General features: G+C 66.3%; 5 protein-coding genes and 1 pseudogene. 2 read left to right on the forward strand and 4 right to left on the reverse strand.

Annotation, left to right across the window (positions count from 1 at the left end; genetic code table 11):
* Positions 1-1,295 (reverse strand): ATP-dependent helicase (locus RHBS_RS23160; protein ID WP_374700650.1); only part of this gene is annotated, 1,295 nt, incomplete at its 3' end.
* Between the two features lie 116 nt (positions 1,296-1,411).
* Between RHBS_RS23160 and RHBS_RS23165 the strand changes: the two genes are divergently transcribed.
* On the forward strand, positions 1,412-1,681 hold the full coding sequence (locus RHBS_RS23165; RefSeq protein ID WP_032398313.1) for a mycoredoxin: 270 nt from the start codon (positions 1,412-1,414) through the stop codon (positions 1,679-1,681).
* 7 nt (positions 1,682-1,688) lie between these two features.
* Here the strand turns inward: RHBS_RS23165 and nudC are convergent, their stop codons facing one another.
* Together nudC and RHBS_RS23175 are read right to left on the reverse strand one after the other, a co-directional pair.
* Positions 1,689-2,591 (reverse strand): NAD(+) diphosphatase, encoded by a 903-nt coding sequence (gene nudC, locus RHBS_RS23170; protein ID WP_121872516.1) that lies wholly within the window; start codon positions 2,589-2,591, stop codon positions 1,689-1,691.
* Positions 2,592-2,615: 24 nt separating this feature from the next.
* Positions 2,616-3,683 carry a TrkA family potassium uptake protein gene (locus RHBS_RS23175; protein WP_121872517.1) on the reverse strand — a complete coding sequence of 356 codons (1,068 nt, stop codon included), beginning with the start codon at positions 3,681-3,683 and terminating at the stop codon, positions 2,616-2,618.
* 105 nt (positions 3,684-3,788) lie between these two features.
* Between RHBS_RS23175 and RHBS_RS23180 the strand changes: the two genes are divergently transcribed.
* Positions 3,789-4,175 (forward strand): hypothetical protein, encoded by a 387-nt coding sequence (locus tag RHBS_RS23180; protein WP_121870257.1) that lies wholly within the window; start codon positions 3,789-3,791, stop codon positions 4,173-4,175.
* Here the strand turns inward: RHBS_RS23180 and RHBS_RS23185 are convergent.
* Positions 4,138-5,831: pseudogene (locus RHBS_RS23185) on the reverse strand (3'-5' exonuclease); the annotation flags it as partial. The gene RHBS_RS23180 and the pseudogene RHBS_RS23185 sit on opposite strands and share 38 nt — an antisense overlap.

Here is a 5,831-nt window from a genome sequence, read left to right on the forward strand (position 1 = left end):
GCTCGCACCAGAGCCGGTAGTCCCTCGCCCGCCTGCGCGCCGTCGGGCAGATCGTCGCGACCGCCTGCCTGCCGCAACGCGTTGACTCCCTGCCGCACCTCGGGCCTGGTGAAGAACCCCTCACCGCCGCGAACCTGATAAGGGATCTTCAGCTCGGTCAACGCCTGCTCGTGTGCCTCCGACTGTGCGTTGATGCGGTACAGAATCGCGATCTCGGCCGGCGAGGTGCCCTTCGAGATCAACCTCTTGATCGCACGCGCCACACCGTCGGCTTCCGCAGGCTCGTCGTCGTATTCGAAGAACTCCGGCTCCGGTCCCGGCTGGCGTTGACCGATCAATTGCAATCGGGTGCCGGCGATGCGACCGCGGGCGGCTCCGATGACGCGGTTCGCCAGCGACACCACCTCGGGCGTCGACCGGTAGTCGCGCTCGAGCCGAACCACGGTGGCCTCGGGGTACTTCCGTGAGAAGTCGAGGAGATACCGCGGAGATGCGCCGGTGAAGGAATAGATGGTCTGGTTCGCGTCGCCGACGACGGTGAGATCGTCACGCTCGCCCACCCAGGCGTCGAGTACCCGTTGCTGCAACGGCGTCACGTCCTGGTACTCGTCGACGACGAAGCAGCGGTAGCGCTCACGGAACTCGTCGGCCACCGACGAATGTTCTTCGAGGGCAGCGGCCGTGTGCAACAGAAGGTCGTCGAAATCGAGCAACATCGAGTCGCCGCCGCGGGACTTGAGCTCCTCGTAGCCGGCGTACACGGCAGCGACCTTGATCGCGTCCATCGGAACGTCGCGGCGGTTGCTCGCCGCGATGCGCGGATAGTCCTCGGGTGCGATCAACGATCCCTTGGCCCATTCGATCTCTCCCGCGAGATCTCGGATGGCGTCTGTCGACGTCGACACACCGGCCCGGTTGGCCGCCTGCGAGACAACGGTGAACTTGCGATCGAGAAGCTGCCATCCGGTGTCGCCGACCACCTGCGGCCAGAAGTACTTGAGCTGACGCATGGCCGCGGCGTGAAACGTGCGAGCCTGCACCGGAGGACCGTCTCCCCCGACGCCGAGCTCACGCAGGCGGCCGCGCATCTCACCGGCCGCACGCGCGGTGAACGTCACCGCCAGTACCTGCCCCGAAGACACGTGACCGGCCGAGACGAGGTGGGCGATGCGTCGGGTGATCGTGCGGGTCTTGCCCGTGCCCGCACCGGCCAGGACGCAGACCGGTCCGCGGGGAGCCAGTACCGCCGCGGATTGCTCCGGATCGAGTCCGGCGGTCATCGCGTCGTCAGCCATGGGGTCCATTGTGTCAGTGCGTACCGACAGTTCCACCCGGGGCCGAAGCGGGTGGCCAACGGCCGATGCAGGTGTCGGCCGGAACAATCGCGTCGGCGCTCCTGTTGACTGTTGGCGTGACCACTACCGAGAACACCCCACAGACCCCGGCCGCGCTGACCGTCTACTCCACCACGTGGTGCGGTTACTGCCGCCGGCTCAAGACCCAGCTCGACCAGGCCGGAATCGAGTACGCCGAGATCGACATCGAGCAGAACCCCGAGTCGGCCGACTTCGTCGGCAGCGTCAACAACGGCAACCATGTGGTGCCGACCGTGCTGTTCGCCGACGGCTCGACGGCCACGAATCCCACTCTGGCCGAGGTCAAGCGCGCACTGTCACTCTGACCGGCCGTCAGGCCGTCGCCGCCCACGCCTCGAGCATTCCACGGGCGATGGAGATCGAGCCAGGAAGAAGCAGCCGGGAGGTCGAATCCGATCCCCAGTCGCCCAGCTCGAGTGCGGCAACAACTTCTGCTCGATCGAACCAATGGGCCTCGGCGATCTCGCCGTCCTGAAAATGGAGCGGTTGCTCCGGGTCGGCGACGGCGGAGAACCCGATCATCACCGAACGCGGAAACGGCCAGGGCTGGCTCCCCAGATACTCGATAGCGGAGACGTCGAGGCCCACTTCTTCTCTGATCTCCCGTGTCACACAGGTTTCCAGCGACTCACCGGCCTCGACGAAACCCGCCAGCACCGAGAACCGACGCTCGGGCCACGCAGGAGCTCGCGCCAGCAGCACTCGATCGCCACCGTCGTGAACCAGACAGATCACCGCCGGATCGGTACGCGGGAATTCCTCGTGACCGGTGGACGTGCTCGTCCGCGACCACCCCGCGCTCGACGGAACGGACGCCGCACCGTCGAGTGAACTGAACTGCGCGCTCGCATGCCAGTTGAGGATCGCCAGGGCACCGGTCACCATCGACAACGCGTTGCTGTCCAATCGATCACCGTCGGTACGCAGGTCGCCGACCGTGCCTGCCACGACCTCGACCCGGCGGGCCCACAGGTGTCGATCGCCGTGAATTCCGAGAAAGACCGCATCGGCCGTCGGCTCGGCAGCGACGTCCGCGGCAGGGCCGAGCACGAGGCCGTTCTCGTCCACCGGGAATCTGCCTCTGCCGTCCACGTTCAGGACCCGAGCAGTCGGCCAACCCGCCGCCAACGCTGCGGTGTCTCGGCGCAGTTCCTCTGCCCTGTTCAGTGGCGATCGGGACAGTCGAGGTGGGTGAGCGAGTTGGAATTTCGGCACGCGCACGACCCTACTTGGCTGTGGCTAGTCGCCCACGCGACGGATGTAGAGCAGTCGGTCGGACGCCTCGATCGCGTCGACTTCGGGAGTGCCGACTCGGAACAGTTTGCCGGCCCGCACCACTCCGAGAACGATGTCGGTGAGGTGTCTCGGAGATCCGCCGACCTCGTCACGCTCAACTTCACGCTCCGCGATCGCGAAGCCCGCCTCCGGGGTCAACAGATCCTCGATCATCTCCACCACGGACGGAGTCGACGTGGCGATCCCGAGCAGACGTCCCGCGGTCTCGGACGAGACGACCACCGAATCGGCCCCGGACTGACGCAGCAGGTGCGTATTCTCCGCTTCCCTGATGGCGGCGACGATCTTCGCTTTCGGAGCGATCTCGCGGGCGGTCAGAGTCACCAGAACTGCGGTGTCGTCTCGATTGGTCGCCACGATGATGGCCGACGCGTGCTGGGCACCGGTGAGCCTGAGCACATCGGACTTGGTCGCAGAACCGTGGACGGTGACCAAGCCCATCGCCGACGCGGTGTCGAGCACCATCTGATCGGTGTCGACCACGACGATGTCGGACGCCGACACGCCGTCTCCGAGCATCGCGTCGACTGCGGTACGGCCCTTGGTGCCGAAACCGATGACCACGGTGTGATTGCGCACGCTGCGTCTCCATCGCTGAATTTTGAATGCCTGCCGGGAACGCTCGGTGAGAACCGACAGCGTGGTACCGACCAACAGAATGAGGAAAAGGACCCGAAGGGGTGTGATGACCAGGATGTTGACCAGTCGCGCCGACGCACTCACCGGTGCGATGTCACCGTATCCCGTCGTCGAGAGCGACACCGTCGCGTAGTAGAACGAGTCGAGGAAGGACAGTTCGCCGTCCTGGGTGTCGCTGTATCCATCGCGATCGAGGTACACCACGAACGACGCGAGCAGCAGTATCCCCAGCGCCATCAGAACCCGCTTGTAGATGGCGCGCCACGGACTCGATTCCAGTTCCGGTACCCGGAGCACTCCGACGAGCGCGAAGTCGGGCTTGTCGGTCAGCGCGCCACTGTCACTCAGGCGCGCTCGCAACCTACCTGCCACGTCGGCCGCCGAGGTACTCACCGAAGTCGAGATCATTCACGGCACGCAGCGTAACCCCATGCCAGGCTTCCGTGCCGACGACGCAGGGTGTGGCACGGTATGCGTATGACACAGAGATCGAGTCAGGCAGCCGCATTGCGTCTCGCGGGACTGCTCGCCGGAGCCGGAGTTCTCCACTTCGTCACTCCGAAGTTCTTCGATGCCCAGGTACCGACGGCATTGCCGGGTTCGGCGCGGACCTACACGCAGGTCTCGGGGGTCGCTGAACTCGCCGTGGCTGCGACGCTGGCCGCACCGCGGACCCGTCGACTGGGCGGCGCACTCGCGGCCACCCTGTTCGTCGTGGTGTTCCCCGCCAACATCAACCTGGCATACAAGTACGTGCAGAGCCCGAAGACCTCGCCGGCTCTCAAAGCAGCGATGATCGCCCGTCTGCCACTGCAGATTCCATTGGTCACCGAGGCTCTGAAAGCCCGTCGGAACGCACCGTAGCTCCCGGCTGCTCGGGACCGACCGGGCCCTCCAGCAGCTGGGCCAATTCTATTGCGTCCGGTAGGTTCTCGGGCGCAATGGTGTGACCGCTGCGCACATAGTGGAACGCTGCGCGCACTCGGTCGAGCGGTACCGGTTCGGTGCGCCCGATGGACATCAGCTCGGCCCAGGCCAATCGGTAGGCCGCGAGCTGCATCGCTACCGCCCGCTGTTCCGACGCCGTCGGCTCTGCGCCCGTCTTCCAGTCGACGACGGTCCAGCCGCCGTCCGGGTCCGCGAACACCGCGTCGATGCGTCCTCGCAGTACCGTTCCCGCCACGGACGTCTCGAACGGCACCTCCACTTCGACGGGGCTGCGGAGCGACCACTCCGATTCGAGGAACGCCTGCTGGAGCGTTTCGAGGTCCACGTCGGCCGATGCCCCGGTGTCGGCCGAGCCCGGCAATTCGTCGAGGTCGAGCAGTCGAGTCGCGCCGAACCTCCGTTCGATCCAGGCGTGAAACGCAGTTCCTCTGCGCGCCAACGGGTTCGGTGGGAACGGCAGCGGCCTCCGCAGGCGTGACGCCAACGCATCGGGGTCGGCTGCGAGGTCGACCAGCTGCGTCACCGACAGGTTGCCGGGAAGAGCCACGTCGACTCCCGCGACCGATCTCGCGGCTCGCTCGGCGAGCAGAGTGTCGACGTCCGCGGCCCAGTTCTCGGGGTCCTCCTCGGTTCGATCCTGGACACCGTCGTCTTCTTCGCTCGGCGTGGCCGAGATGTCTGCCAGCGCGCGCAACACTTCCTGCGCTCCGCTCTCGATCGCTGCTCGTCTGGGACCGAGGGGATCGCGCGGCCAGGACGCGGTGTGCGGCACGGCTCCGAGTGGGTTCGACGCCCCGTCCTCCGGTGCCGGTGCCCACTGCTCGATCACCGCGATGTCGGCGAATTCTTCGATTTGCGTGTGCAACTCGTCGAGAAATTCCGACGGCCCACGTGGCTTCGTGGCGGTCTCGTCCCAGTGATGCGCGGATACGAGCAACACCCGTTCGGTTCGGGTGAGTGCCACGTAGAACAGTCGGCGATCCTCGGCGAGTCGACGCCTCGCCAGCGCATCCTTGTGGCTCTTGACGGCGTCCTCGAGGTCCTTGCGATTGTGGAGCCGGTCGAGTTCGAGGACCGGAACCCCTTCCGATCCTTCTCCGTCGAGTGCGCGGTCACCGCGCAACGACGGCGGCAGCTCGGCCATCGCCCCGAGCCAGGTCGAGGATGCGTTCGAGGAGGGGAACACACCCTTCGCCACGTGCGGGACCGCCACCACCTCCCATTCGAGGCCTTTCGCGGAATGGACGGTGAGCACCTGAACGCGATGGGGGGGCGACGTCGACCTCACCGGGGGCGAGGCCGTCCTCGACCGTCGCCGCGGCGGCGAGGAACGACAGGAACCCGGTGACCGTGGCGGTCGGATTGTCGGCGTAATCGGCTACCACATGGGCGAATTCGTCGAGATGTTCACGACCGACCGCGCCGTCGGTGCTGATCGGCGTGCGGGCCTGAGCTTCGACACCGATGCCCATGATCCGCTCGATGTCGCCGACCAATTCCGTCAGCGGCTGACCGATTCGATCGCGCAGCAGGTGCAGCTCGCCCGCCAGCGCGACGATCCGGCGATGCCCC

This window comes from Rhodococcus sp. BS-15, assembly GCF_000813105.1.
Taxonomy (GTDB): Bacteria; Actinomycetota; Actinomycetes; order Mycobacteriales; family Mycobacteriaceae; genus Rhodococcoides.